The organism is Nocardioides sp. PD653-B2 (genome assembly GCF_002117935.1).
Lineage (GTDB): Bacteria > Actinomycetota > Actinomycetes > Propionibacteriales > Nocardioidaceae > Nocardioides.
This window is the reverse complement of sequence record NZ_BDJE01000074.1, coordinates 23,281-49,763: the sequence shown is the minus strand read 5'-3', so window position 1 is coordinate 49,763 and position 26,483 is coordinate 23,281. Positions and strand designations below refer to the sequence as shown.

At 68.9% G+C, this 26,483-nt stretch carries 23 protein-coding genes and 1 pseudogene; 20 read left to right on the top strand and 4 right to left on the bottom strand.

The window, feature by feature from the left end; all coding sequences use genetic code 11:
* From PD653B2_RS25245 to PD653B2_RS23950, 11 genes and pseudogenes are all read left to right on the top strand, one after another.
* Positions 1-321: pseudogene (locus PD653B2_RS25245) on the top strand (hypothetical protein); the annotation flags it as partial.
* The gene (locus tag PD653B2_RS23995) at positions 321-1,124 is read left to right on the top strand and encodes a hypothetical protein (RefSeq protein ID WP_085874940.1); all 804 of its coding nucleotides are present in this window, start codon (positions 321-323) and stop codon (positions 1,122-1,124) included. The pseudogene PD653B2_RS25245 and the gene PD653B2_RS23995, both read left to right, overlap by 1 nt.
* Positions 1,124-2,692 (top strand): CpaF family protein, encoded by a 1,569-nt coding sequence (locus PD653B2_RS23990; protein ID WP_085874939.1) that lies wholly within the window; start codon positions 1,124-1,126, stop codon positions 2,690-2,692. The genes PD653B2_RS23995 and PD653B2_RS23990 overlap by 1 nt, the downstream gene beginning before the upstream one ends.
* The gene (locus tag PD653B2_RS23985; protein WP_085874938.1) at positions 2,692-3,567 is read left to right on the top strand and encodes a type II secretion system F family protein; all 876 of its coding nucleotides are present in this window, start codon (positions 2,692-2,694) and stop codon (positions 3,565-3,567) included. The genes PD653B2_RS23990 and PD653B2_RS23985 overlap by 1 nt, the downstream gene beginning before the upstream one ends.
* Positions 3,564-4,466, top strand: coding sequence for a hypothetical protein (locus PD653B2_RS23980; RefSeq protein ID WP_089504068.1), 903 nt, complete (start codon positions 3,564-3,566; stop codon positions 4,464-4,466). Before PD653B2_RS23985 ends, PD653B2_RS23980 begins: the two co-directional genes overlap by 4 nt.
* 66 nt (positions 4,467-4,532) lie before the next feature.
* Positions 4,533-4,742, top strand: coding sequence for a hypothetical protein (locus tag PD653B2_RS23975; protein ID WP_085874937.1), 210 nt, complete (start codon positions 4,533-4,535; stop codon positions 4,740-4,742).
* Between the two features lie 130 nt (positions 4,743-4,872).
* Positions 4,873-5,247, top strand: a complete 375-nt coding sequence (locus PD653B2_RS23970) for a TadE/TadG family type IV pilus assembly protein (protein ID WP_242665429.1) — start codon at positions 4,873-4,875, stop codon at positions 5,245-5,247.
* Entirely contained in the window at positions 5,244-5,741 is a 498-nt protein-coding gene (locus PD653B2_RS23965) for a TadE/TadG family type IV pilus assembly protein (RefSeq protein WP_085874935.1), read from the top strand. Before PD653B2_RS23970 ends, PD653B2_RS23965 begins: the two co-directional genes overlap by 4 nt.
* Positions 5,742-5,797: 56 nt before the next feature.
* Positions 5,798-6,211: a pilus assembly protein TadG-related protein gene (locus PD653B2_RS23960; RefSeq protein WP_242665428.1), complete on the top strand. Its 414-nt coding sequence runs from the start codon at positions 5,798-5,800 to the stop codon at positions 6,209-6,211.
* A gap of 38 nt (positions 6,212-6,249) precedes the next feature.
* Positions 6,250-9,573 carry a LysM peptidoglycan-binding domain-containing protein gene (locus tag PD653B2_RS23955; protein WP_085874933.1) on the top strand — a complete coding sequence of 1,108 codons (3,324 nt, stop codon included), beginning with the start codon at positions 6,250-6,252 and terminating at the stop codon, positions 9,571-9,573.
* A complete protein-coding gene (locus PD653B2_RS23950) occupies positions 9,573-9,887 on the top strand; it encodes a hypothetical protein (protein ID WP_085874932.1) in 315 nt (104 codons plus the stop codon). Before PD653B2_RS23955 ends, PD653B2_RS23950 begins: the two co-directional genes overlap by 1 nt.
* Before the next feature lie 21 nt (positions 9,888-9,908).
* Here the strand turns inward: PD653B2_RS23950 and PD653B2_RS23945 are convergent, their stop codons facing one another.
* Complete coding sequence (locus PD653B2_RS23945; protein WP_085874931.1) at positions 9,909-11,108, bottom strand: ATP-binding protein; 1,200 nt, start codon at positions 11,106-11,108, stop codon at positions 9,909-9,911.
* 349 nt (positions 11,109-11,457) lie between these two features.
* Between PD653B2_RS23945 and PD653B2_RS23940 the strand changes: the two genes are divergently transcribed.
* The 8 genes from PD653B2_RS23940 to PD653B2_RS23905 all read left to right on the top strand — a co-directional run bounded on the left by PD653B2_RS23940 (position 11,458) and on the right by PD653B2_RS23905 (position 18,687).
* Positions 11,458-12,522 (top strand): hypothetical protein, encoded by a 1,065-nt coding sequence (locus PD653B2_RS23940; RefSeq protein ID WP_085874930.1) that lies wholly within the window; start codon positions 11,458-11,460, stop codon positions 12,520-12,522.
* Positions 12,523-12,622: 100 nt separating this feature from the next.
* Positions 12,623-12,883 (top strand): hypothetical protein, encoded by a 261-nt coding sequence (locus tag PD653B2_RS23935; RefSeq protein WP_085874929.1) that lies wholly within the window; start codon positions 12,623-12,625, stop codon positions 12,881-12,883.
* Positions 12,880-13,809 carry a hypothetical protein gene (locus PD653B2_RS23930; RefSeq protein ID WP_085874928.1) on the top strand — a complete coding sequence of 310 codons (930 nt, stop codon included), beginning with the start codon at positions 12,880-12,882 and terminating at the stop codon, positions 13,807-13,809. The genes PD653B2_RS23935 and PD653B2_RS23930 overlap by 4 nt, the downstream gene beginning before the upstream one ends.
* Before the next feature lie 22 nt (positions 13,810-13,831).
* Entirely contained in the window at positions 13,832-14,170 is a 339-nt protein-coding gene (locus PD653B2_RS23925; protein WP_085874927.1) for a hypothetical protein, read from the top strand.
* A 1-nt stretch (position 14,171) separates the two neighbouring features.
* A complete protein-coding gene (locus PD653B2_RS23920; RefSeq protein WP_085874926.1) occupies positions 14,172-15,041 on the top strand; it encodes a hypothetical protein in 870 nt (289 codons plus the stop codon).
* Positions 15,038-16,498: a hypothetical protein gene (locus tag PD653B2_RS23915; protein WP_207559406.1), complete on the top strand. Its 1,461-nt coding sequence runs from the start codon at positions 15,038-15,040 to the stop codon at positions 16,496-16,498. The genes PD653B2_RS23920 and PD653B2_RS23915 overlap by 4 nt, the downstream gene beginning before the upstream one ends.
* Positions 16,499-16,550: 52 nt before the next feature.
* Positions 16,551-18,089 carry an SCO6880 family protein gene (locus tag PD653B2_RS23910; protein ID WP_085874925.1) on the top strand — a complete coding sequence of 513 codons (1,539 nt, stop codon included), beginning with the start codon at positions 16,551-16,553 and terminating at the stop codon, positions 18,087-18,089.
* Positions 18,090-18,183: 94 nt separating this feature from the next.
* A complete protein-coding gene (locus PD653B2_RS23905) occupies positions 18,184-18,687 on the top strand; it encodes a hypothetical protein (RefSeq protein ID WP_085874924.1) in 504 nt (167 codons plus the stop codon).
* Between the two features lie 782 nt (positions 18,688-19,469).
* Here the strand turns inward: PD653B2_RS23905 and PD653B2_RS23895 are convergent.
* From PD653B2_RS23895 to PD653B2_RS23885, 3 genes are all read right to left on the bottom strand, one after another.
* Positions 19,470-23,072: an N-6 DNA methylase gene (locus PD653B2_RS23895; RefSeq protein ID WP_165763600.1), complete on the bottom strand. Its 3,603-nt coding sequence runs from the start codon at positions 23,070-23,072 to the stop codon at positions 19,470-19,472.
* Between the two features lie 91 nt (positions 23,073-23,163).
* The gene (locus tag PD653B2_RS25240) at positions 23,164-24,225 is read right to left on the bottom strand and encodes a hypothetical protein (RefSeq protein ID WP_085874923.1); all 1,062 of its coding nucleotides are present in this window, start codon (positions 24,223-24,225) and stop codon (positions 23,164-23,166) included.
* A 130-nt stretch (positions 24,226-24,355) separates the two neighbouring features.
* Entirely contained in the window at positions 24,356-25,675 is a 1,320-nt protein-coding gene (locus PD653B2_RS23885; RefSeq protein WP_085874922.1) for a DUF1173 domain-containing protein, read from the bottom strand.
* Between the two features lie 382 nt (positions 25,676-26,057).
* Between PD653B2_RS23885 and PD653B2_RS23880 the strand changes: the two genes are divergently transcribed.
* On the top strand, positions 26,058-26,402 hold the full coding sequence (locus PD653B2_RS23880; protein WP_085874921.1) for a hypothetical protein: 345 nt from the start codon (positions 26,058-26,060) through the stop codon (positions 26,400-26,402).
* Positions 26,403-26,483: the final 81 nt, after the last annotated feature.

The window sequence follows — 26,483 nt, the reverse complement described above, 5'->3', positions numbered from 1 at the left end:
GCGGGGTCGGTGGTCAACGTGATCGAGGTCCCGCAGAGCGGGCAGGCCGGTGACCCCACGCAGCTGTCGAAGCCGCAGGACCTCGCCTCCGGTGCGACCGTGTACGACGTCGGCGACTCCCAGGGCGGCAACACGACGGTGACGCTGCTCATCGATGACGCCGACGCCAAGATCGTGGCGGCCTACGGATCGGTCGGTCAGCTGACGCTGCTGCAGGCGCCGGTCACCGACGGTGACGCGGCCCTCACCCCGACCCCGAGCTCGGATGCAACCTCGAGTCCGGCTGGCGACCCGGGGTCGGCGTCTGGGGGGCAGAACTGATGTTCATCGCCGTGTGCTGTGACCGAGGCGCGCCGGGGTCGACGACGACCGCGCTGGCGCTCGGGGTCTCGACCCCCGAGCCGACGGTTGTGGTGGGCGTGGACCCCTACGGTGACGACTTGGCGCAGCGGTGTATCGCCCCGGGCGGCGGGTCGTTCCCGCCCACGCCGACGGTCCTGACGCTGGCCAGCGAGGCCCGCAAGATTCTCGACGCGAGCCTCGTCGCGAGCATGGCGCATGAGTTCACGGCCTCGACCCGTGTGCTGCCGGGTCACTACTCGGCCGAGCTCGCGGGCGGGATCAACGACTGGAAGCCGCTCGCGGCGGCGCTGCGGATGTCTGGTTCTCGGGTGGTGGCCGATCTGGGTCGTATCCACTCCAGTTCCCCGACGGTTCCGGTTGCGGCTGCGGCCGATGTGATCGTGATGGTGACCCGGCCCGAGGTGGGCGCGGTGCTGCATTTGAAGGATCGTCTCGAGCGGCTGGCGCCGGTGGTGGCGAAGATCCGCAACGCCCCGCCGATGATCGTGCCGGTGGTGGTGACGCCCAAGCGGATCGCAGGAGGCGTGGTCGACCAGGTGGGGCAACTGCTGGCGCCGAGCAACGCCGCGGGCGTGATCAAGGGCATCGGCTGGGTCGCGATCGATCCCGACGGCTACGAGTTGATGTACGCCGGCAAGGTCGGCGGGAAGGACGCGCGCACGCCGCTGCTGCGCTCTGCCGCCGTACTCAACGACCAGCTCGACGGGGTCTCCGGCGTGCGGTCGTATGCGGAGCCCGAGGACGAGGGGGAGATCGCGTGATGGACCGCACCGGAGAAGCGCCGCGCAACGGGACGCACAGCAACGGCGTCCACCCTGAGTGGCTGTACACCGATGAGCCGCGCGACGCCGGCGCGCACGAGGTTGGCCCACTCGCTGGTAGCCAGTCCGGCAGTGTGCTCCGGCGGATAGTGCCTGTCGACCAGGTCTTGGTGCAGCGGCTGCACAAGCGTGTAGGGGTTCGCCGAGGCAAGGCGTTGGCGGAGTTCCGCGCCCAGGGCAAGGCGATTCCGAAGGGTGAGGACGCGCGTCAGCACACCGAGGACATCTTGACCTCGGTGCTGCGGGACCACGAGCAGGAACTGGTCGAGGGCGGCGGGTCCCCACTTGAGAGTGATGAGTGGGATCGGCTTGAGGCCGCGTTGAAGGCGCAGCTGTTCGGCGCTGGCAACCTCGAGCAGCTCTTGGATGATCCCGATGTTGAGGACATCGCGATCAACGGGTGGGCCAACGTGCAGGTCACCTACGCCGATGGCACGAAGGAGCAGGTGCCGCCGATCGCCTCCTCGGACAAGGAGCTCGAGGAGATCGTGAAGACGATCTCGTCCCACGACGGGCTCTCGACGCGGCCCTTCGACACGATCAACTACAGCATCACGCTTCGGCTGCCCGACGGTTCGCGTCTCCACGCGGTGCAGGGCGTCGTGCCCTTCGTATCGATCTCGATCCGCAAGCACCGGCACAAGCGCGCGACGCTCCTCCCTGTACCCGGTCTGGCGGCGCAGGAGCTGGAGGACGGTGTACCGCTCTCGCAGCGCACCAAGGACCTGTTCAGCGAGGGGACCGTGGACTATGCGCTTGCGGCGTTCCTCTCGGCACTTGTGAAGTCGCGTCAGAACCTGATGATCGCCGGCGCGACGAGCGCCGGGAAGACCACGTTGTTGCGAGCCCTGGCCTCCGAGATCGACCCGGTCGAGCGGCTGGTGACCGTCGAACGGTCCATCGAGCTCGGCCTGCACGAGGACCAAGCGCGCCACCCCGACGTCGTGCCGCTCGAAGAGCGCCTGGCCAACGTCGAGGGCAAGGGCGCGGTCGGCATGGCAGACCTGGTGCGCAACTCACTGCGCATGAACCCCAGCCGAGTGATCGTCGGCGAGGTGCTGGGCGATGAGGTCATCACGATGCTCAACGCCATGGCCCAAGGCAACGACGGCTCCATGTCCACCATCCACTCGAACTCCTCACGCGACGTGATCGACAAGATCAGGACCTACGCCCTGCAGGCCGAGGAGCGGCTGCCGTTCGAGGCCACCAACGGACTGATCGCCACCTCGCTGCACTTCGTCGTCTTCATGCGACGCATCCGCCTCGCCGACGGCACCCAGCGGCGCGTCATCGAGTCGATCCGCGAGATCACCGGCCACGCCGACGGCGTCGTGAAGACCACCGAGCTGTGGACGTACAACAAGGCCACCGAACGTACCGAGTTCACCGGCAAGGCGATCAAACGCGAGGAAGCCCTCCTCGAGGCAGGCTGGGACCCCAACGCCGATTACACCCGCCCCCACGCAACAGAAGCCACGGGCGCTGAGGGCGAGGCGTGGATCTGATGGGCGCCTTTCTCGGGTGTGTGCTGGCGCTGTGCCTGGGCGTGATCGGCTTCATCCGCACCTGGCAGGGCAAGCCGCCACTGCCGGCACGGGTGGTGACCTCGCGCCGCAAAGTCGTCGACCATCAGCAGCTCGCCAAGTCGGTGACGATCGCGCTGGCCGCCGGTGTGGTGGTCGGAGTGCTGACCCGGTGGCCCGTCGCGGCCGCGATGGCGGTCGCAGTGGTGGCGCTGTGGCCCAAGATCGCTCGCTCCGGCGCGATCGAGAAGACCTCGGTCGCCTGGTTGGAGGCGCTCGCGAATTGGACCGAGTCGCTGCGTGACGCCGCGGCCGCAGAGTCCGGCCTGGCGCAGGCGCTGCCAGCAACGGTGGATGGTGCGCCGATGCTACTGCGCCGCCCGCTGCGGAACCTGGTCAACGCGATCGAGTTGCGCACCCCGATGCCGGTCGCGTTGGCTGACTTCGCCGCCGAGATCAACCACCGCGCAGCCGACAAGGTCGTGATCGCCCTGGTACAGACCTTCGAGCAGCAGTCCGGCAGCTTGAAGCGGGTCTTGACCACGTTGGCGCTCGACACCCGCGCCGAGCTCGAGCTGCGCCGCAAGGTACTCAGTGAGCGCAACGGGGTACGTCGCCAGTCGAACCAGGTCGTGCTCGCGATCCTCGGCCTGGCGCTGGTTCAGGCGGTGTTCCTGCGCAGCTGGGTCTCGCCGTACAGCACGGTGGCCGGCCAGGGTGTGTTGGCGCTGATCGCGATCGCGTTCCTCGGCCTGTTGTGGAGGCTCCAGCAGCTCGCCGCCCCCGAGCCGCAGCCACGGTTCCTTGCCGGAGTGGAGGCCCTCATGGAGACCACCACCGAGAGGACGTCGTCGTGACCGCGATCATGATCGTCTCGGCCATCATCGCGCTCGGGCTACTGCACCTGCGCCGCCTGGCGTTCCCTGCCGCTCCACCGTTGGTCGAGCAGGCTGCGCGGTGGGAGAGGGAACGTGCCCGTGCCGGTCGACGTGCCGAGACTGCCGATGATGAGCGGTCCTGGTCGAAGACCGTCGCGGAGTGGATCGCCGAGCAGCTGCGCAACAGGCGGCCCGATGACCTGCGCACCTACGAGCGGGATCTGGCGGTGACTGGCCAGTCGATGGAGGAGTGGCTGGCGCACCTGCTGGTGTGGTTCCTGATCGGTCTGCTTGCACCCGCCGCGGCCGTAGCGGTGTTCAACGCCGTCGGCGTGTCGATCCCGATGATCGCCGGACCCGTCCTCGGCCTGGTGTTCGGCGTCGTGGCGGTCGTTGCCGAAGCCCGGGAACTGAAGACGGACGCCGCGGCGAAGCGCGAAGAGCTCCGTGATGCGTTGGCCGACTTCATGGACCTGGTCGTCATGTCGATGGAGGGCGGCAGCGACCACGCCGACGCGCTCCCGGCCGTGGCCGGCAAGGGCACCGGGTGGGCCTTCCACACGCTCCACGACACGATCGATAACGCCCGGGCCAACTCCATGACGCCTTGGCAGGCTCTCGGCGAGGTGGGCGAGGCCTACGGCGTGGTCGAGCTGATCGACCTGCGGGCCGCACTCAACCTCGCCCGTGAGGACGGCACCAGCATCCACGACACCCTCATCGAGCGTGCGAAGTCGATGCGCCAGAGCCGCCTCCACGAAGCAGAAGAGCGCGCGTCCAAGTCCACCGACGCCATGCGCAACACCTTGATGGTCATGGCGCTGGTCGGTGCCGCGTACGTGATCCTCGCCCGCATCTTGTTCCTGTTCACCGCCTGATCCACCGCCCAACCCGTCGACACGTTCTCAACCAATCCTGTGGTCAACAGAAAGAGGCCCACCGTCATGAACGAGTTCACCCACCTGCAGATGGCGATCGCCTACTGGCGCGCACGATTCGAGCTCGCCCGCGCCGACGAGCGCGGCGCCGGTGCGCCGGAGTACCTGGTGCTCCTGCTCGGCGTCCTGCTGATCGCCGGACTGGCGATCGCCGCGGTCAAGACGTTCGTCACCAACAAGGGCGACTGTCTCAACGGCGGCGGCAACAACTGCTGACCCCAGCGTCCTGACTCCAGCACCCTGACCCATAGCCACACAGAGCGGACCGGCGATGAGCACCGACACCCCCACGCACGCCCCACACGGGCGCCGGTGTGGACGACGGGGTGTACGGGTGCGTGGGCTGATGGGTCGCCGACGTGACGAGCGGGGCTACGGCGGCGCCGAGTTCATCCTCGTGATGGCGGTCGTCGTACTGATCTTGTTCACGCTCATCCAATGGTCGGTCCAGCTCTACAACGACCGGATCGTGCATGCCGCCGCCCGGGAGTCCGCTGTCGCAGCCGCGGCCTGGGACGGCACCGAGGCCATCGGCCGCCAAACCGCCCAGGACTACCTCTCCAGCTCAGGCGACGACTTGTCGGACACGACCATCACCGTCAACGTGCAGGCCACGCAGGTGACCGTGACCGTCTCCGGAAACGTTCAGGCACTCGTGCCGGGCATGTCGAAGCGCGTGAGCGCCACCGAGACCGTTCCCCGAGAAGAGTTCGCGCAATGAGCCCGCGACGCCCGCGACGCCCACGGCCCCACGGCCCGCTCCGCGACGACCGCGGCACGCGGACGCTGGTGCGCCGGCTGCGCGGTCCCCGCGACGAGTACGGCTACAGCGCACCCGAGCTGCTGGCCTGGGCCGTGCTGATGGTCGCGTTCATCACCCTGGTAGTCGGCGCGGGACGGCTGGTCGAGGCGAACAGTCAGGTCAACGACGCGGCCTACGCCGCCGCGCGGGCCGCGTCACTGGAGCAGAACTTCGACGCCGCACAGATCGCGGGCCGCCGCGCCGCTCAGGAGTCGCTGGCCGACCGCGGCAAGGCCTGCACACAGATGACCGTCGCCTTCGACGGCACCGACTTCACCACCAGCGGACAGGTCAAGGTCGAGATCACCTGCCACGCCGATCTGAGCGACGTCGTCGGATTCGGGCTCCCCGGCTCCAAGGAGTTCACCTCCACCGCTGTGGTGCCCATTGAGCAGTACCGGGACCTCCCATGAGCACTCAAACCACCAGAACGCCCGCCACGCGACTGCGTCGGAGCCTGTCTGCCCTGGTGGACCGGGTCCGTGGCCGTCGCGACGAGGTCGGCGCGATCATCTCGGTCTGGACGATCGCCGTCGCCTCCGGGGTCTTCTTGATCCTTCTCGGGCTGGTGTACGACGGCGGCAACGCGATGAACAACCGCATCAGCGCACACCGCAGCGCCGAGCAGGCCGCACGTGCGGCCGCCGACACGATGCGGGGCCTGCGAGATGGCGACGAGAGCGTCAACCCGGCCACCGCGGTGACCCGCGCCGACCAGATCCTGGCCCAGGCCGGCTGGCACGGCACCGTGACTATCAACGGTCTAGACGTCACAGTGAGGGTGACCGGCAAGTCCCAGAACGTCTTCCTCGGCGTCATCGGCTTCAACAGCTTCCCGATCGACGAGACCGGGCACGCAACATCCATCACGGGCCCGAAGTAGCCCAACCACACAAGGGTCCTGGAGAAAGAGAAGTCATCATGGTCCGATTGCTCACCCGGCTCGGGGCACTCGTGCTGCTGCTGGGCCTGCTCGTCGGGTTCCCGCTGTTCCTGATCGCTGCTGTGGGAAGCCCCTGGCCCGCCGGCGGGCTCAACGAGTTGTCGATGATGAGCAACTCCGCGACGCTCAAGCTCGTCTCCGTGCTCGGCTGGCTGGTGTGGGCACAGTTCCTGCTGTGCACCCTGTGGGAGATTCCGCCCGCGCTGCGTCACGAGCCCGCAGGGGCGACCCGGATGCCGATCGCGTTGGATGGCCAGCAGCGGCTGATCCGGATCCTGGTGCACACGATCTTGGCGGTCGGGGTGACCTCGACCCTGCTCAGCGTTCACGCTGGCCGTGCCGATGCCGCACCGGCAGTGCCGCTGGCGCCCGTGGGCCATGTGGCAGTCCAGACGTCCTCCACTGCCGCACCGCAGAGCGCGTCGAAAGCGACGGTGAACCACGCCCAACAGCGCACGCATCTCAGCGTCGTCACCGAGCGCGGTGACACGCTGTGGGGGCTCGCGGACAGGCACCTGGGCGACGGATTCAGGTGGCAGGAGATCGCCCAGCTCAACCACGGCCGACAGATGCCCGACGGGCGCACCTTCACCAACCCCCGCACCCTCGAGGCGGGCTGGCAGCTCTGGCTGCCCGACGACGCCACGAACCTGCCCACCGGCCAGACGGGCGCCCACGTCGACAAGGCGAGCACGCACACCGTCCGGCCGGGGGAGAACCTGACCGAAATCGCCCAGGAGACCACTGGCGATCCGGGCAACTGGGAAGCGCTGTACGACGCCAACCGCGCCGTCATCGGTTCCAACCCGAGCCTGATCCAGCCTGGCTGGAAGCTGCAGGTCCCTGGCGCCACCGACCCGACCCAGCACAGCACCGGCCCGTCGACGGGGAAGGCGACGCAGCCGAGGAGTCCCTCGGGCACGCAGCCGGGCAACGAGACGAACCCCGGTCACAACACCGGTCACGACAACCACGGGCAGGGCACGGGGCACACCGATGACCCCGCCGTGCCCGCCGTGCCTGCAACCCCGGCCGCTCCCGCGACCCCGGCGACTCCTGCGAGACCGGCGGCGCCGTCGCAGCCTGCCACCACCGCACCGGACCCGCAGCCCGCCGCCGTGGCTTCTCCCTCGGCCGAGGACGCAGACGAGGGCGGCGGGATCTCGGCGCTGGACGCGCTGCTGGCCAGCGCCGGTGCTCTGGCGGTCGGGCTCGCCGGCTTGTATGTGTTCAACCGGCGGCGGCAGATGAGAGAGCGTCCGATCGGGATGACGATCGCCCAGGTGCCTGAGGAGTACGCCGACGTCGAGCGGTCGATCCTCGACAACGCCGACGCCGCACAGAAGGACATCGTGTTCCTCGACCGGGCGCTGCGGCACATGGCGGCATCCTGCAAGGTCGCACGCAGCCCGCTGCCGCAGCTGGGGGCTGCGGTGCTCGGCGAGGACGACCTGACGCTGCTGTTCACCGCACCAGCGGTTGCCGCGGTACCGGAGGGCTGGGAGGCCTCCGAGGACGACCGGGCGTGGATGCTGTCGCGCGAGACATTCCTCGACGACGACCTGATGCAGCAGCCCGCGCCGTACCCGGCGTTGGTCGAGATCGGTCTCAGCCAGAGCGGCCACACGTGGTACCTCGACCTGGAGACCCTCGGCGTGTGCGGAATCGCCGGTGAGGCCGAGCAGGTGGAGGACCTGACCAGGTTCTTTGTCAGCGAGCTTGCCGTGAACCAGTGGGCCGAGGGTGTCGAGGTGCTGTTGGCGGAGCCCTTCGGCGACGAGATGGTCGGACTGAACCCGGCCCGGGTGCGGCAGGTGCCGCGCGCCGACGCGTTGGCGCGGGCGGCCTCGGTGGCCGGCGAGCTCGACCTCGTCGAGCGCAACCTCGATGCCGACGTGCTGACGCGCCGCCGCGACAGCCTGGTGACCGACTCCGCGAACCCGGTGGTGGTCGTCCTCGACACCCACGTCGACGAGGACGACCAGGACAGGGGCGAGGGCAGCAAGAACACCGGCGAGGCCGCGGGCGAAGGCGATGTGGTGGCGGCCATCGCGGGGCGCCGCCGCTCGCGGGTGGTGCTGCTGCACGCCGACAACGACTCCCCGGCGGTCGAGCTGCGCGGCGACGGCACCGCGTATCTGCCGATGTGGGGGATCAGCCTGCAGGCGTTCACAATGCCGGCCGAGCAGGCCGCCCGGGTCTCGGTGGTCTACGAGGCCACCCGAAACCGGGTTCCCGTCCCGATGCCCAACACCGCGAGCGACGACGGGCCGCTGGGCAAGTACGCCAAGGCCGACGGGTCGCTGCGAGATGAGTACACCGAGCCGCGGCACACCGAGGGCGGGGACACCTCCTCGGTGCTGCCCGAGGCCGACAAGGTTTACCTCGAGGCCGGCGCCACGACCGCGGCCGATCTCGCTGTGCTGGGACCCAGTGTTCCCGAGTCGACCCGCACCGAGATGGCTGACCTGGATCCGACGCTGGACGCCGATGTCGCGGACTGGTTCGACGAGACGTGCACGCGTCCCAAGGTGCACCTGCTCGGCCCGGTCGAGGTCCGCGCGATCGACGGTGGGGACCCGGCGTCGATCCCGAACCTGAACATGACGGTGTCACTGATCGCCTACCTGGCCTGTCACGAGAAGGGGGTGACCTCGGAGAGGATCGCCGCCGACTTCAAGTGGGCCAGCAAGAAGACGGCCGAGAACCGGGTGGTCAACGCACGGACCCTGCTGGGGAAGCGGCCCGATGGCAGCCACTGGCTCCCGGAGGCCGGCGACAGCGAAACCGCGCGCATGGGTGGCACCGCGACCTACAAGCTCCCCTACCAGGAGCGGGGCGGCGTGCTGTCCTCGGCGGACCTGTTCATCCGGCTGCGGCACCGGGCCGGTCGTCGCGGCGAGGCCGGTGGCTGCGAGCAGGACCTGCTCACCGCCATGTCGCTGGTCACCGGTACGCCGTTCGAGGGAGGTACCGACAGGCGGTTCCCGTGGCTGACGGTGCTCTCCACCCAGCCACAGAACGCGATCCTGTGCGGCGCCATCACCGACGCCGCCCACACGCTGGCCAACCGAGGCGTGACCATGGGTCGCAGCGATGTGGTCCGCACAGCGTGCGCCATCGAGCGGCTGGCCAACCCGGCCGCCGACGTCTCATGGCTCGACGAAGCGCCCATCAAGGCGGCCGAAGAGGGCCAGGAAGCGCTCGATGAGTGGCTGCGCCGGGAGGTCGTCGACCGCTACGACGAGGACTTGCCCGAGCGCACCGAGACCATCCTCGACCAGAAGAACTGGGCGGTCTGATGCCAGTCGGCGCCGAGTGGCACGAGCCCGGGCGGTCCTACGATCCCGATGAGCCGCTCCTGATCCGCTGGCGTGACGCAATCGCCGCCCGCAATGCTGTGGTGGCGCTGATGCTGATCTTGCAGGACCGAGCGCTCCAGCTCGACGCTGGCCTGGAGAGCGCGATTCGGGACTGGTTGCCCACGGCGGTGGCACCGGGGCGCCGCGACCAGGCGGAGATCCTCGAGGACCGTCAGCAAGCGCTGGCGTGGGTCCGGGAGCTACGCGATCGTCTCAACCGCGTGCTGCCCGGCCCGCCCATGGCGGACCGCTGAGCGGCCTCAGGCCGCACCGCCTCATGCGTCGGGCGCGCTCAGCTCTGCCATGGGCCTGGCGGTGATGTACCCCGCCATGGCGGGTGTGGTCAGTGCGACCGTGCCGTAGCGGGGGGAGTGGATGACCCCTCGTTGGAGGAGCTCGTCACGTTGGTAGGAGAGGTCGCTGGCGCGTCTGGCCTGGAGGGCGTCGACGAGTTCGGATGTGCGTGCCTCGCCACCGAGGTTGGCCAGCGCGTGCAGGTAGCGGCGCTGGGCGTCGGGAAGCTTGTCCCAGATCTCGGCGAAGTTTGACACCTCGATGCTCGCGAGCGCTGCGGCGATCCCGGTCCGGGCGTCGCGGATGCTCAAGGTTGTGGTGCCGTCGGCGGCGTTGTCCCAGGTGTGGGAGGCCATCAGTTGGAGGTGGGCGGGGTAGCCGTTCGATGACGCGACGATCGCTGCGGCCGCTTCTGGGTCCCAGACGACCCCGGCCTGCATGGCGGGGGTGACGATCGCACTGGTCGCCTCCTGGTGCGGGAGGGCGACGGGGATGCGCTCGCTGGGGAAGAGTCTGTCGGGGTGTGTCACACCGGCCGAGGCGAGCACGGCGTAGACGTGGGGGAGGGCGGTTGCCACGAACGCTACTCGTGCATCGGGGTGGTCGACGTTGAGGCGTTGGAGGACAACTGCAAGGAAGCTGAGGTCGGGATCGGCGGCGACCTGGAGCTCGTCGATGGCGAGCAGGACACCGCCGGTCGGCTTCTCGTCGCGGGCTGCGTCAGCGAGTGCGGCGAGGGCCGCAGCAACCTCTGACGGATCGTTGGTGAGGGTGTTGGCGGGCGCCTGGCGGAGAGAGAGGGTGGCGCTGAGTCCGCCGGCGCCGAGGGTGACGCCGGCGAGGTTCTCGAAGGAGCGTCGGACCTTGCCCCAGGTGCCGGACTGTGCGTCGAGACGTTCGGCTGCGCGGGCGACAACCGAGGCGACCAAGCCGGCCTGTTTGACGGCCGGTTGGTAGCTGATGATCTCGTAGCCTGCGCGGCGGGACGAGTCGATGAACCGGGACATCAGGACGGTCTTGCCGACTCCTCGAGGGCCGGTGAGGAGCAGGTCGCGTGCGCCGACGCGGCCGCGGAATGCCAGCTCGTCGAGCATGAGCTCCCAGCTGGTGAGTTGCGTCTCTCGGCCGACGAGCAGTGGTGGCTGGTGCCCCGCTCCGGGGCTGTAGATGTTGCGCCGCATCGATCAGACCCTTCCCCAATACTTCCCGATAACTTGGCCAGTGTATCGGAAGATATGGGGTGGGCTGGTCAACGACTTACGGTCAGCGAACGCCGCCGACCGGGCCGCCGAGCGCCGATTTCGAGGGTCCGCAACCTGGGCGGCGGAAGTTTTTTCAGACTTTTTCGCGGGCGCCTCTGGGGGTTCTGGTGGGCGGTCTGACCTGCGGTTTTGCGTTTGGTGGGCGGGCTTGGTGGGCGCGCACCGACGGCTGTCTCGACGGTGGTGGGCGGCTTGGTGGGCGAGGTGGTGGGCGGTCGGTTCTGACATGTGCGGGTCCTGATCGCCTCTGCCCTCTCGGAGGACCGCAATGTCGGCCATCACCACCCCCACTACCGCCCAGAGCAGCATCCGCCTCGCCTCGACGTCGGCGACGTTCACCGCCGAGAACGACGCCCTCGACGCGCTCGACGGAGCCGCCGGGGTGCGCACGTGCAACTTCCCCGGCTGCACTCGACCTGCCGCCGAGGGCGGTCGTCGGGGCCGGGCGGGGCGCGAGTACCTGTACTGCGACGACCTGGCCCATACCTCGCGTGCGGCCCGCGATGAGCGCGAGCGCCGCGACGGCCAGAGCGCCCTGGCCTCCTCGGTCACTGAGGGCCTGGCGTACTCGGGGAAGTGGGAGCAGTGGCAGCAGGTCGAGCCGCGGCTGGCCGGGTTCGCGAGCTTCGATGAGGCGTGCGCGGCATGGCGTCGACGTGACGACGACTGCTACCCGGTGGTGGCTGCGCTGACGGTCCTCGGGTCGCGTCGTGGTGGCGATGACGACGACGCGGCCCTGGCGGTGTTGGTGCTGTTGGCCGAAGGGGTGAACCGGGTCGCCGGCCAGTTGAGCGACCTGTGCGAAGTCGGTGATGTTCACGCCACGGTGTGGGAGGAGATCAAGCGCGCTGAGCCGCAGCTGGGCAACCGCGCGGGTCGCTACCTGCTGGACCGTGCTCGCCAGCGGCTGTGCCGGCAGGCCGATGCACAGCAGGAGAGCAAGCGCCCCGACCGATTCCGGACGACGTCGTTGGAGGGGTGGATCGCTCGCAACAAGGAGGCCGCCGTCGGCGAGGTGGAAGGCGATGACCCGATCGACCTCGCGCTGGCGATGCCGGTCGTTGAGGACCCGGTCGAGGATCTGAGCGACCTGCTGTGCTGGGCACGCAACGTCGGCGTCATCGCTGTCGACGAGATCGACCTGCTGGTCGAGCTCATGGCCACCGAGCACGAGGTTCTTGCGCGCGGTGAGACGAAGCGGGCGCGTGAGGAGGCGCAGCGGATCGTCGGTGAGCGGCACGGCGTGACGATGCGGCAGATCCGACGGCGCCGGGACCGGACCGCGGCCCGGCTCGCCGAGGCCGCTCCCCGGTACCTCGAGGCGATCGCCTGAGGTCGGTCTCGGTACCCGACTCGAGTCGGTCCAGATGTTCCTGGCAACAAGTTGCGGCCCCCGCGTCCGATCCGGACCGGGGGCTGTTGCCTCTCCCGATATGAGCGAGTACGCACACACCGCGGCCGGTGCCTCCGACCTGACTGCCACGCCTACTGCCGAGGCTGTCGCAGAGCTGCTGGACGTCGTGGCCACGCACGACGTCGACCACGCGCTGTCCGGGATCGAGGATGCGATCGCCCGTCTGCGTGAGGGTGCCGAGCAGGCGGCCGAGGCCCGCGAGGTCATCCGCAACACCCCGGCTCCGGTGCTGCGTGAGGCGATGCGGCTGCGGGCCGCTCGGACTGGGACGGCGCGATGAGCACCAGTACCGCGCCCCAGTTCTCGGTGCGTGAGCTGCAGGCCGCGGCCGACGCGCTGGCCGCAGGGCGTTTCGCCACCGCCCGCTTCACCCAGCCCGAGCCTGACCTCGAGACCACCGACGCCGCGGGCACCGGGGCTGCTCACCGCGAGTCGCCCACCGATGCACCGCCGGTGCGCACCGCGGCCGCGGGCCCCGCGGCATCAGCTGCGGTGGAGGTTGCTGGCGGGCTGGCTCCGCTGGTGCGGGTGCGTGCCGCCAACGCTGGAGCCGGGGCCTCGACCATCACCCTGGCGTTGGCCGATGCCGCCGATGCCGCCGGCGTACGGACCCGGATCCTCGATGCGGCCGCTCCGGCCTGGTCAGGCCTGATGGGCGCGACCGCGACCGAGCTCGGTGCCAGCGAGGGGTGGCGCCGCGGCCGCCGCGGCGCCAACGTGCTGATCGACCGCGTCGAGGAGCCCGCCAAGGTCCCGTCGTCTGTACCGGCCCCGCGCATCGTCGAGGGGATCGACCTGACCGTGCTGGACGTGGGCTGGACACCCCGCGAGCTGGCAGCCGACCCGACCGCCTGGGTCGCCGCCGCGACGGCGAATGTCGAGGTCCTCATCACCCGCCCCTACGAGCTCGCGCTGTCCCAGACCGAGGCGGCGCTGGCCGAGCTCAGCGACCGCCTCGCCGCGCAGCGGGTGGTGGTCGTCGTGGTGGGCGCGTCTCGGTGGAGCGATCGCGAGTTCGCCACTGCGGGTCGGCTGCTGCGCACCGCCCACGAGCAGGAGGCGGTGCTCTGTGTGCCGCTCCTGGCGGCCAAGGCCCTTCCGGGTCTGGGGCCGGACCCGCTGCCCAAGCAGCTCACGAGCCCCTCCCAGCGCCTGCTGGAGCGGATCACCACCATCACCGGACCGCAGTCGGCGAACCGGACCTAACACAGGAAGCAGGAGAGAAGTCATGTCCATTCACATCATCTCCGAGGTCGCCACCCAGCTGGTGGCCGCGGCCCCCCACACCGCCATCAAGGCGGGACCGGTCAACAACGTCTGTGCCAGCGCCCCCGACGGTGTCGCACCGTACGTCGACCAGGTTCTGGGGTGGGTCAAGTACGGCGTCATCGCGATCATCATCGGCTGCGGGTTCGCCTCGGCGGGTGCGCTGCTCGTGGGCAAGTTCGGCCAGATGGGCCGGGCCGCTCAGATCGGCGCCTCGGGCCTGTTCTGGACCGTTGGCGCCGCGATCGCGTTCGTGTGCATCTACGCCATCCTCAACGGCATCGTCGGATCCGGCTGCTGACATGTTCACCCGAGCCCGACGGGTCGCCCACTACTTCTCCCCGAGCCAGCTGGCGGACCCCGACACTGAGTGGAGCCGGCTGCGGCTGCAGATCCTGCTCGGGGTGACGGGACTGGTCGTGCTCGCCCTGGTCGTCGGCGGCGCCTGGTCGGTGATCAACATGCTCACCGGCCGCGGCTCGAGCGATGCCAGCGCCGCCGGAACCAGCGCTGCGGGTTCGGGTCGCTCCGCCCAGGACGCGCTGGCCGACAAGGCGCTCCCGACCGCGCCAGCGGAGGCCGCTCAGCCCGGTGGCGATCTGTCCACCGGGAAGACCGGCACCCTGGAGGTCCCCCCGCCCATGGCGGTGGGAGACGTCGGGGTCGCCTCCGGTTTCCCACACACACCTCAAGGTGCATTGGGTCAGTTGGCGGCGATCGATTCGACCGCCCTGAGCTCGGCCTCGGTGCCGGTTGCGCAAGACGTCATCTCCAAGTGGGCCGCAGCCGGTGGGCCGACTCCCGAGTCGTGGTCCGGTGTGCAGGGCGTGGCTGCGCTGTTGGGGTCGGCGGGTCTGTCCTCGGACGCCCAGAACGCGATCACCATCAGCGTGGATCCGAAGATGGGGTTCATCAAGGGCACGGTCGGATCCGACTTCGTCGTCCCGTGCGTGGACTACATCATCACCGCCACCCTTCCCGGTGGGCAGGCGCAGCAGGTCGCCACCGCGGACTGCCAGCGCATGGTCTGGCAGAGCTCCGGCTCGGGTTCCTCTAGCGGCCGGTGGGTGATCGGCCCCGGCAAGGAGCCCGCCCCGGCCGCCTCGCTGTGGCCCGGCACCCAGGCCTCCTTCGACGCCGGCTACCAGTGGCTGGAGGTGCCACAGTCATGACAACGCAAGTCGCAAACATCGTCCCGATGATCGATCTCAACCCGCTGCACTGGTTGGGCGACAAGGCCAAGGAGACGCTGGCCGACGGGTTCACCTCGATGATGATGGCGATCTGGTCGGGCGCCATGTGGCTGCTGAAGACCGCGTTCAGCCTGATCGACAGCTTCACACCCAACGTTGCCGACCCGGGGCTGTCCAAGCTCTACTCGGTGACCCTGTGGATCGCACTGGTCATCGCACTGCTGGTGGCGTTCGGCCAGATCGGCCTGGCCGTGATCCGCCAAGACGGCCGCGGGTTCGGCACTCTCGCCGCCGGTGTGGTGCAGTACGGCGTCGTCCTGTGCTGCTGGATCGGCGTGTGCGCAGGGTTGATCGCAGCCGCCTCAGGCCTGACCAAGGGCCTGTTGAACAGCCTGCTCGGCGTCGACAGCTTCTCCGGCTACGCGGCCGGCGACGGGTTCGTCGACACGGTCTCGGGAACGACCCAGGCCGCCACTCTCGGCATCTGTGCCCTGTTCATCCTGATCCCGGCTGCCTTCGGCCACATGGTGATCATGATGGTCCGCTCGGCGGCCCTGCTGATCCTGACCGCGACGATGCCGATCGCCGCCGCCGGTGCGCTTTCTGAGGGAACCAAGTCGTGGATGTGGAAGTCCATCCGCTGGTTCCTGGCCTGCGTGCTGATGGAACCCATGCTCGCCCTCGTCGTGGGGATGGGCACCCAGTTCGCTTGGGCCGGGATGCCCGACGGCCAGCAGAGCGATCAGCACGTCCAAGTCTTCGGCCAGACCCTCCAGGTCTCCGACACGTCCTCGAACATCGGCATGTCGGTGGTCGGCTCCATCATCATGCTGGTCGCCTGCTTCATGCCGATGGTGCTGTTCCGGCTCCTCGCGTTCGTCGACCCCGGCACCGCCTCGGGTGCCTCCTTCCGATCCACGATGAGCGCCAACGGCGGCGTCTCGGGGCTGCTGCGCGGCAAGAAGCACGCCGCCGAAGGATCCGGATCCGGCGCCGCCACCGAGACCGCAGCCGATGGACGCAGCTCCTCGGAGGAAGGTGCCGAGTCGCAGACCTCGGGACGCTGGAAGGCCGGTCTCTCCAACCCGGGCGCCCTGGCAAAGGGCGCCGGCAAGAGCGTGGGCCGGGGCCTGACGTACCCGGTACGTCACCCCGGCAAGACGCTGGGTGGCGGCATGCACGCCGCCGGGAAGATCGCCCAGGCCGGGGCCGCGATGAGCGTCGACGTGCTCGGGCAGTCCGGCGTCGGCCACCAGGGCTACTACCCGACCGACCACGATGCCAGGCAGGGCGCCGCGCACAACAGGCGCCACCACCAGCGGCACTCCGGGAGTCACGAGAGCCATGACGCTGGCCACGACGCAGCTATCGCCGATCAGAAGATCCCCCAAAAGGCGATGACGACCGTCGAAGAGAACCCCGAGCTGCTCGCCTGAGCACGGCGCAACCCATACACCGAAACGACCGAATCGGAGAAGTGAGGAACCCATGAGCGTGTACGGAGCATCCGCGATCCGGGACCGGCAGGCCTGGCTGTTCGGTCTGACCGGACCCCAGTTCATTCTGCTGCTGGTCGCCGGGATCCCGACCTGGGCTGCGATCGCCCTCCAGCAGTGGCTGCCCCTACTCGGGCTGGTCCCGGCCTGGATTGTGGTCGGCCTGCTGGTCTGCCTGCCGATCCGCGGCCACTCGGCCTTCCAGTGGATCGGTGTGGTGTTCCGCCACTTTGCCGGGGTCGCGTTCGGCTGGTCGCGGTTCCAGTCCAAGGCCGCAGCGGGGGACCTCGACCTGGGCAACGGCGAAGACCCCGAGGACGACGGCGATGCCGGGGAGGCGGACCTGCCCGGCATCCTGGCCGGCATCCAGATCCACGACGGCCCCCCGATGAGCGGGCAGACCGCCCGTCCGGCGATCATCCAGAACCACGCCGCCCGCACATGGGCAGCCACGGCACGGATCGTGCACCCCGGGATCGGGATGAGCGACGACGCCGACCGGTTCCGCATGGGCGCCGGCCTGACCGAGATGATGGAGGCCGCGACCGCTGGTAACCAGATCGACCTGGTCGTGGTGCAGGTGCGCACCATCCCCGATGACGGCACCGAACGCGCCGAATGGGTTCGGCAGAACGCCCGCCCCCAAGAGCCCGCTGTCTCCGCCGAGGTCAACGCCCAGCTGGTGGCCATGACCGCCGGAGCTGCCGTGCGGCACGAGGCGTTCGTGACCGTCGTGGTCCGCGAGGACGTGATCAGCAAGGACGCCAAGCGCGCCGGCCGCGGCGTCCGCGGCCGCGCGGCCATCCTGTACTCCCTGCTCGACGAGGTCGAGGCACGCCTGACCGGGTCGATCGGCTGCACCCGCGTGAACTGGCTCGACACCGCCGAGCTCGCGATGGCGATCCGAACCGGTTTCGAGCCCGGTGACCTCCCCGCCCTCGCCGATGCGGAGATCCACAGCCAGAGCAACGCGACGATCGCAGCGGGTGTCCCGGTCGCCGCGGCAGGGCCGACCAACGCCACCACGGCGATGCGGTCCTACCGGCACGGGGAGTGGGAGTCGATCTCCTCCACGATCCTGCTCCCGCGCAAGGGCGCACGCATGGGTGCATTGGCCCGAGTCCTGGTGCCGTCCCAGCCCGGTGAGCGGCGGTCACTGACGGTGTTCTACCGGCCCGTGTCTCAGCAGGCCGCCGATCGGTCCACCGGCACCGCGCAGATGTCGGCGGTCATGGCCGGCACCCTGCGGGAGAAGGTCGGACGCGTCGAGCGGGCCAAGGACCGTTCCTCGGTCGGCAAGCTCGCCGATCGCGACGAGAAGCTCGAGCGTGGCCGTTCCCTGGTGAAGGTCGCCTCCGCGGTCTCGATCACCGTCCCGGCCGGCTGGAACGTGCAGGACTTCGGGCGTCGGCTGGACGCCTCCATCCGCATCAGCGGATTTACCCCCCTCCCGCTCGACGGGGCACACGACGCGGCCTTCGCCGTGTCGACGATCCCGTTGGGGGCGGGCCTGCCGAAGAAGCGCCGCTAACCCGAGAAGCGAACCGTTTCGACGCAAGCCCCCATTTGAAAGCAGTCCGGCCGCCGGTGTCCGATCCGGCGGCCGGACTGTTGCCTCTCCCGATATGAGCAGCCTTCGCATGCCACCCGCCGCAGCAGGCCACGACACCGCCCAGCCGGCGAATCCGAACATCTTCATCTTCGGCAAGCCCGGCCACGGCAAGGGCGCCACCGCCAAGCAGATCGCCCTGCAGCGCATCGCAACCCAGGAGCCCCACACGCGGGCCGTTCACGACCCCGCCGGCGAGTACACCAGCCTCACGCTCTCACTCGGCGCAACGCTGATCGACTTCACCAACCCCGGTCTCGGAACCCGTCTCGTCGGCCCGTTCAGGCTGGCTCGGAAGCACACGGCACCGCAGGTCCTGGCGACGCACACGCTCGCAGACCTGGCGCTGGCCCGGCCAGCGCGATCGGGGGACGGCGACGTGGCAAAGATCTGCGGCGCGCGAAGGGCGTGGAGGTCCCCGCAGGCTGTGCGTGGTGCGGGGCCTGCCTCGCTCGCCGATGCCGCTGTGGCCGCACCAGCTCGGTCGACGAGGGTGACGCGGGCGGCGGGGGAGTGGTGAGCATGAGCGCCACGAAGATCCGCCCCAAGACGAAGAGCGGGGCGAAGGCGCGCCCGGCCGCGCGCACGATCGATGACCTGTTGGCCGACTTCGGGACCACCATGCCCCGCAAGGCGCCGCCTCCGGCTGCGCCCCCGGCGGAGAAGCTGTTCCCGCACTCGATCAAGGCCGGTGGCGTACGCCAGATGGGGCACGGCTGGGCGCCGACGATGCCGCCCCTGGCGGGGTATCAGATGACCTCGGAGGAGATCCCGGTGCTGTGGCCGCTGATCTCCGGCGACGGTCTGCCGCCGTGGGGCGCGGAGATGGGCTACGACGTCCTCTCGGGCGGGAAGTTCTACTGCGACCCGATGGGCTGGGTCCTCGACGACTCGATCCCGGTCACCAACCCGAACATCTTCATCTTCGGCAAGCCCGGCCGCGGGAAGTCCGCGACGGTGAAGGCGTTCATGCTGCGCATGATCCGCTACGGCTACCGCTCGCTGGTGCTCGGTGATGTGAAGGACGAGTACGAGGACCTCTCCCGTTTCCTCGGCGTCGAGCCGTTCCGCATCGGGCCGGGCCTGCCGGGCCGGATCAACCCGCTGGACTTGGGTGCGCTCGGGGTGGATTGGGACAAGCAGTCGCCTCAGGAGCAGAAGAAGCGGGCAGCGATCATCTTCACCCGCTGGCTCAAGCTCATCAAGGGCCTGGTCGGCTCCCAGGGCGTGGCCTTCACCCCGACTGAGGAGACCGTGGTCAACGAGGTGCTCCAGGATCTGTCGGGCTGGTCCTCGGGCGCCTCACAGCTCAAGCCGGTCACGATCCCGCAGGTGTGGGCCGCGTTGCAGTCGCCGACCTCGGAGCTGGTCCAGGAGAGCCGCTACAAGGATGCCCAGGCCTTCTACGACGGCACACGGCTGCTGCGCGACGCTCTCGGCGCCCTGTGCGGCGAGCGTTTTGAGCCCGTATCCGGTTCCGGCGAAGTAGTGGGTTCGGATGACGGAGAGCAGGTCGGTCGAGATCTCCAGGAGTCCGGCTGCGGCTTCTCCGAGGAGCTTCTCGAGGTGGATCTGTTCGACGGGCCCGTAGTGGTACAGCCGCACGGTGTGTCCCTGCGTGTGGGCGGCTTCGATGACTGCCATGAGTTGCGCACGCAGTGCTTGGGCGAGCTCGGTTGGGTCGACCGCGGGGTCGTGGCTGCCGATCGGCGTGTAGGTCGAGTCGCCGTCTGCTGGGTGGGTTACGAGGAAGCCCCACAGGTAGACCTGATGGTCTTCGTCGAACTCGATGTCGAGGTCGATCTCGACGTCGGCCGGCGAGAGTCCGAGGTCGCTGGAGCGTAGTCGCAGAAGCTCGGGGGCCGCGGCGGGCGGGGCGGTCCGGTCGGCATCGTCGAGTGGGGGCTCGCCGAGCAGCTCGCGCACGAGGTTGTCGAGCTGGCGCCCCTTGTCGTGCTCAAGCAGCCAAGTCCGCGTGTCCTGGCGGATGGTGACGAAGTAATCCGAGCGCCATTCCACGGTGGCGAGCTCATCGGTCAACTCTTTGGTCGTCTCGACAATGGCGCGATGAAGCTGGTTGTCGTACTCGTACGCCGGGATCGGCAACTTCCAGACGTTCTTGTCGATGTGCCGTTCGTCCTTGCCGTAGGACATCAGCGGCCGGACCAGTTCGGTCAACGTGGGGGTGTTAAGGATCCCGACCAGGTAGTGACCTTCGCTCTCCGACGAGACTGCGGCCCAGTAGGCGCCGTGCTCGATCACGGCGCGAGGGTCGGTGATGAGCGCTGCCGATAAGTGCATTCCCGACGCGGCGTACGCCACTCGGACTGGCGGAATCGGCAGTTGCTGGGTGAGCTTGCGCATGTGGTCGATCTGCTGGCCGAGGGTCAGCCGTGAGTCGCCGTGTTCCTTCCACAGTTCCGCTGCGGTCCGCATCCAGTTGGCGACGCCTGTGTAGGCGTTGATCCTATCGCCGTCGCTGTCGAGCAGGTCGCCGCGGCTCGTGAGAGGTAGCACGAACCGGTCGGGGTCGAGCAGACGAAATTGGAGGATGTGCTCTCCAAGGACGGTCGGCCACACGAACTGGCTCTCGACCGTCCCGGTCAGTGCGGGCAGGTCCTTCCAAGGCTTCTTTTCCGAGACCGACCGCTTCGACCGAAGCATCACGTTGCCGCGTGGCACGCCGAGTGCTCCGGCACTGATCTCCTCGACTCTGAACATCAGCCTCGGCACCAGGTTGGCTCCTTGGGAGAACCGGGCGTGGTAGGGGGAGAGCTCATCCTCGGCGCTGCCGATGCGAAGAGCCGCCAGCTCCTGGGTGAGGCCGGTCGCAGTCTCAAGCGCCGCTTGTCGTCTGGGGGCGCGGCCCTTCCAGACAACCGCCTTCGGTGGCATTTCGCGGCTCGTGGCAGCCCGCTCGCCGAAAATCACGGCCGAGCCGCGGGGGAACATGTGGGGCCGCACTCGCCGGAGGTCCCACGGGATGCCAAACCGCACGCCGGCGCCATCGAACGCCCCGCGGCGGAAGCCTCCCCAGTAGTCGCGGTCGATCACGGAGTTCGGGACGACGAACGCGAGCCGGCCTCCGGTCTTGAGGTAGCGCTCGACAGCCTTGGCGACGAACAAGCCGGCAAGGTCCTGGTGGGTCGCGGTGTTCTCCCGGTGCCAGAAATCCCGAGCCCGGGCGAGGGCCTTGAACTCCTTCTGCATTTGCTTGGTCATGTGCCGGTACGACAGCCACGGAGGGTTCCCCACGAGGGCGTCGACGCGGTTCTCTTCGCGGCTCAGCCAGGCTGGCCGGGCGACGTTGCGGACGTAGTAGGACCAGACGTGGTCGCGCTTGTCCTCATGGAGCTGCTTGAGCCGGGCGAAGTTCTCATTGAGCACGGGCAGGTCAGCGACGTCCAGCGCCAAGCGCCGGATGGCGCCCTGGCTCAACTGGGCCGTGGTCTTCCCCGCCGCCAGTCCGCTCTCGTTGACCAGCGCCTCGACCAGGTCGTCGAACCGGGCTGCGTCCTGGAGCAGGTGATCGGGAAAACGGAGCGGGTAGCTGAGTAGCTGGTCGCCGACCTCGGTCGGGATCACGAGCATGTCCACTGACAAGATGTCGTGCTCCTGGTGCCAGCCCAGGGAGTCGCCGAGGTATACCGGAACCGCGAGGGTGCCCCGGTCTGGCGAGGTGAGACGCTCCCGCCCGAGCGCGAGCAGGTACGTGACGCGGGCGAGGGCCACCGCGACGGGGTGAAGGTCGATTCCCATCACTCGTGAGCTGACGTGAGCCATCGACTCAGCCAGCGTCAAACCTGCTGCATCAGCGGCCGCGAGGTAGCGCCGTACGGCGTAGAAGACGAACGTCCCGGATCCGCATGAGGGGTCGAGCACACGTTGGTTGAGCGGGTCGTCGACGACCTCGCTGACGACGCGGTTGGCCAGCCAGTCGGGGGTGTAGTACTCGCCGAGGCTCTTGCGGACCTCGGGTTTGATGACCGACTCGTAGAGGACCTTAAGGACGTCGTGCTCGACGGCAGCCCAGTCGAATCGGGAGAGTCGTCGGGCAAGCGCGGTGATGAAGCCCTCTCCCCCGGGTACCTCCAGCACCCAGTCGAAGAAGTCGCGGTCGACGACGCCGTGTAGACCAGCGGCCACGAACTGATCGCCGCTTAGCAGTGTGGCGGGCGAGAGTTGCGTGGCGTCGAGACCGAGAACAAGATGGGCGATGATCTCGGCCGAGTTCACCAGGAGGGTGTGCTCGAGGAAGAGGTCGTCGGAGTTGGTGAACTGGGTGCCGAGTGCGGATTGGAGCAGGTTTGCCCAGAGGTCCCGCTTGAGCACGACGGTGGGTTCGTCACGGTGATCGTCGTACAGGGCTCGGAGTGTGGCGTAGTCCAGGGCGTGGCTGGAGCTGTCGGCACCGAGGCGGATGTGGATCTCGTCTGGCGTGGGCCGCACCGCTGTCTTCGTGGCTAGCACACCTTCGAGCCAGCGCAGCAGCGCTGTGGCTCCGGCGTCTCCGCTGGTGGCTGAGTGCCGGGTTGCTTCCTCGAGTCCATGGTCGACCTCATGGAAGGCGATCCACAGTGCGCCGTCGGTGAGGATCCCGACGTAACGTTGCCCCATCTCGCTCTGACGGGTAACGACGTAGTCAGTCAGCTGGGCGGTTGCCGCCTGGATCGCGGCCGCGGAGGCGAGTGTGCGCTTGACCTCGATCACCGTGCAGCCGACCTCGACGTCGATCCGTCGATGCTGCCCACCGACCTGGGTCTCGAGATGGACGTCGTCGAGGCCGAGTTCGCTGTCCAGCAGCAGAATCCGGACGTCGCTCTGAATGGTTGCCTCGGACCGGACGCCACCGGCCTTGTTGACGAGGCGATCCATCAGATCGGCGCGAGCAAGGGAAGGTGGCACGGAGGCGACGCTACCGACTCCGGCGCGGGTGCCGCTGAAGACTCGGCCAGATGGCCCCCCGCGTGCGCGACACCGGACCAACCGTGAAGTGTCAGCGAAGGGTGTAGTCGTCGTGGTGGCCGGCCTTGCCGAGCTCGATGCGGCCGTCGGTGTGCTGCCACCAGGCGAGGCGTGGGCCGCCGGCCTTGCCGGTCTTGAGGTCGCATCGCCAGGCGGCGGCTCCGTCGGCGCGGGTGCGTTGAGGTGCGTTGCCGGCATCGGCGGACCGTAGCGGGTGGCTGCGGCGGGCGGGGATCTGGTGAACGCGGCGGGTGAGGACGTCGACGACGACGTCGAGGATCCGGCCGCGCGGAACAAGCTGGAGGTCCATGGACTCAAGGAAGTCGGGGCCGAGGTCGTAGTCGCACAGCGGTTGCGCGGCTCGGTCGGTCTCGGGGGTGTTCGACAGCCAGGTCAGCCAGAGCTCGTGGCGCAGCTGGGCCTCGGGGTCGCTGTAGACGATGGCGTGCGGGCAGGTGGCTTGATCGAGCTCGGCGGTGAGCGCGTCGACGTCACGTCTCGCCTGCGCCACCTCGGCGGCGGCGGCGTCCCTCTCGTCGCGAAGCTTGTTGATCGTGGCAGCCAGCGTCGTTGTCTCGTGCTCGAGGCGAGCAATCTGGCGCTGGGCGTCGCGGAGCTTCTCGGTGCGGCGTTGCTGTCGAGGACTGTCGCACTGCTGCTCGGAGGCACTGGGGGTGGTGCGGGTGAAGCCGTGGCGGGCCAGATGCGCGCAGATGCGGGAGATGGTGTCGTTGGGGTCGTCGCGGTCGAAGGTGAAGAACAGCGGGTGCCGTTCTGCTGGGTCCTGCTGGGTGGCGTCGGGGAGCACGACGCGGATCGCGCCGCCGTAGGCCTCGAATCCCCGCGGAAGGAGCCTCTGCAGTTCCCAGGCCTGCCGGGCGGGGATCAAGACGAGCTCGGCGGCGTCACCGATCGCGGAGGCGAGTCTGCGGGTTGGAACCTTGGGGACATCTTCGACGGCACACGAGACAAGCACCAGGGGTTTCCAGCGGGCCGTGTCCCAGATCCGGTCGACGACGTCGGCGGCACGCTGGGCCGCGTACGCCGGGTCGATCGTTTGCGGGAGGTGGGCGGTGGCGAGCTGGTGCGACATGGATTCCTCCGAGCGGAACTCCGAGTTGGGGTGGTGCTTGCTTGATGGTGCCTCGTGGCGCCGACACATTCCGGTGTGTCAACGCTCAGGTGGCGTGGCCGGGTTGGAGACCTGGGCTGGATACCTGGGCTCAGTGGCCGGTCGGCTGGCCGCTCTGCGCCTGGGGACGTCGGTGGTCGACTGCGGGCGGGAGCGCTGGCATGTCTTCGCCGATGACCCACGTCCACACCTCGGTACCGGTGTCGGCAGCGATCTGGGCTGCGGTCTCGCGGTCTTCGTCGCTGCCGAGCAGGAACGCGGCGGTGGGGGTCTCGGTGTCGGTGAACACCAGGGAGGCCATGGGCTTGTCGGGGGCAAGGTTGTAGCGCAACGACTTGGTGAAGCGTCGGTGGGCGTCCAGGGCGGTGTCGAGGAGCAGCTTGTCGGCCAGGGACTCATACGGGAGCCAGTTGCGGTCGGTCATGACCAGGGAGATCTCCTCGGCGGTGGCTAGGCCGGCGCGGCCGACGGAGAAGGTCGCGATGACCATGAGGTGTCCCTCGTCGTCTGACTGCCACAGCTCGAGCTCGTCTCCGAAGCGCTTGTTGAGGCGCTTGAGGAGGACGTCGTCGACCATCAGCGGTGCGTCGGGCAGGTGCTTGATGACCAGCTTGTGCCCGAAACGGGCGGGGTCGATGGCCTTGAGCTCGCCGATGAGCATCATGAACTGTTGGGAGGAGCCGTGCTGCTGCATCGGCGCCCATGCGGAGAGCCGGCGGGCCGCGATCTCGGTCTTCTTCTCGAGGTTGAACGGCTCGGGCACATACAGCTTGGTGGCGAGCGGCTTGCCCTTGGTGAACTTCCCGCGGGCGGCCTGACGCAGGTACCAGGACACGATGCGCCAGTTGCGCTTGCCGGCCATGCCGGGGGACCAGGTGGCGAGGTCGGCTTCTTGCCACAGGTAGTGCAGGACCGCGCGCAGGGTGAGCCTGTTGGGGTCGGCGGCCACGGAGTCGGCCACTGCCCCACTGCCGGCGCCGGCGGGGGCGGCGCGCTCGGCCTTGGACATGCGGAAGCCGAGCTTGATCGCGGTCAGGCCGCTGTCGGCTTCCTCGGTGATCGCTGAGCCGAGCACCTGTCCCAGGCCGGAGAGCTCCTCGGGAGGGAGGTAGGAGGCGCAGCGGTGGGTGTGCGCGAGTCCGGTGTCGGGCATCCGCTTGATGACGTACTTGTCGGGCCCGATCTTGGCGACGTACATGGCGACACCGTCGGGGCGGCACATGCACAGTGGGCGGACCCGATCGGCGTGCGCGGCCGCGAGGAGCTGCTGGGTATCGGGGTGGTTCGTGGCGGTGAGCTGGCGGCCGTACAGCTCGAAGGTCTGCCGGTCTCGCTCATGGGCCCCGCCGTGATCGTCTGATCTGGCGTGACGTGACGTGCCCTGCTCTGTGTCCTGCTCTGTGGTCTGCATCGAGGCCTCCTTGACCCTGTTGACTCTCGGGTGCGGGTGCGCGCCGTCCTATCGGGAGAGGCAACACATCGAGGGTCGGATCGGACGTCTTGAACACGTCCCCGATCCGATGTCCGATCCGGGGTCCGGCTTGTTGCCTCTCCCGTTGAGGGCGGCGGTGAGCCGTGGCGCGGGTTGCCGATCCAGGCCCTCCGAAAACCTGGTTGGAGGTGCTGGGCGTTGGCGCGTCGTCGAGCGAGCGTGGATGACTCAGAGCAGTTGTCGCTATGGGATCTGGGCGAGGAGCCCACCGAAGAACCTGGTGGGCCGACTGGTGTTGTCGGCGGCCAAGAGCACACTGGGGACGATCCCGGTGTACCCGATGAGGTGGAAGGGGAAGGTCATGGAGCAGGCCAGCAACGAGGTCGAGCCCAGGTTGGCGTACGCCACGGTGGCGGCCCGGTACTGGGAGACGTACCTACCGAGCCGTCTGGCGACGGTGCCCCTCGCGGATCGTCGAGCGTTCTTCGAGGACCTGGGATCTCAGGTGGCGCAGATGGTGGACTACCTGGCGGCAGACAACCTGCGGGCCTCGAGCCGCCCGCAGGACCCGCCGGAGCTGACCCGGCGCAAGGCGACGATGGCGCGGATGCGAGCCGAGGACGAGGCACTGGCCGAACTGGTGTACCTGCCGAAGGAGCGGGGCACCAAGAGCCGCGAGACCCCGACGTACCTGACCGGCGAGTAGAGCCCCTCTCCCCCGCTGTCCCGGTAGACGCACCGCTGCCGGCTGCGACGCCGGCCGCGGCTGTCGCGCCTGTTGCGGGCG